This window comes from Polaromonas sp. P1_E3 (assembly GCF_056405935.1).
In genome coordinates this window covers 1-989 of record NZ_JBFUBD010000688.1, presented here as the reverse complement: position 1 = coordinate 989, position 989 = coordinate 1, and the positions used below count along the sequence as shown (strand labels likewise).

General features: G+C 63.1%; 2 protein-coding genes. Both read right to left on the bottom strand.

Annotation, left to right across the window (positions count from 1 at the left end; all coding sequences use genetic code 11):
* On the bottom strand, positions 1-515 hold a 515-nt coding region (locus AC1D0Z_RS22810; protein WP_477660409.1), incomplete at its 3' end, for an ABC transporter permease.
* Between the two features lie 125 nt (positions 516-640).
* A partial coding sequence (locus AC1D0Z_RS22805) for an ABC transporter permease subunit (protein ID WP_477660408.1) occupies positions 641-989 on the bottom strand: 349 nt, incomplete at its 5' end.

The window sequence follows — 989 nt, the reverse complement described above, 5'->3', positions numbered from 1 at the left end:
GGCACGCCCAGCGCGCGGGCCGCTTCAATGAACTCCTTGGAACGCAAGGACAGAGTTTGGCCCCGCACCACGCGTGCCATGTTCATCCACGAAAATACCGTGATGGTGATCACCACCAGGTAAAAGGCCCGCCCCAATATGGTCACCATCAGGATGGCGATCAACAGGTAAGGCACGGCATACATCATGTCAACGACGCGCATCATGAAGGCGTCTACCCTGCCGCCGATGAAGCCGGCTGTCGCACCCCAGACAATGCCCAGCGTGACGGCCGACATCGTCGCGAGGAACCCCACCAACAGCGAGACGCGGCCGCCCACCAGGCTGCGCACCAGCAGGTCGCGGCCCGACTCGTCGGTTCCGAAAAAATGGGCATTCTTGAGCGTGGGCGGCAGGCTCATCGCGTCCCAGTCGGCTGCATCGAAGGCATGCGGCAGCAACCAGGGCCCGACGATGCAGCACAGCGTGATGAATGCCAGCAGGTACAGGCTGAACACCGCAGCCTTGTTGCGCATGAAGCGTACGCGCGCATCCGCCCAAGGGCTGCGGCCGTGGATCTCGGCGTCGGCCAGCGTCTGGCCGACAGCCGCGGCGAGCTGGTCTTGCCTGGTTTTTTGTTCAAACAACATGCAGTCCCTGCTCAGTACCGGATCTTCGGGTCGAGCAAGGCGTAGGCCAGGTCCACCAGCAGGTTCAGCGTGACGGCAATCACGGTCACCAGTACAACGAGGCCCAGTACCAGTGTGTAGTCGCGGTTGGCGGCGCCGTTGACGATGAGCTTGCCGATGCCCGGCAGGGAGAACACCGACTCGGTCACGATAGCCGACGTGATCGATGAGATTGCCAGGGGTCCCATGACAGACACCACCGGCAGCAACGCGGGCTTGAGGGCGTGGCGCAGGATGACGATGCGCATGGGCAAGCCCTTGGCGCGCGCCGTGCGGATGAAGTTGCTGTGCAGCACCTCAATCAGGCTGCCACGCATGACG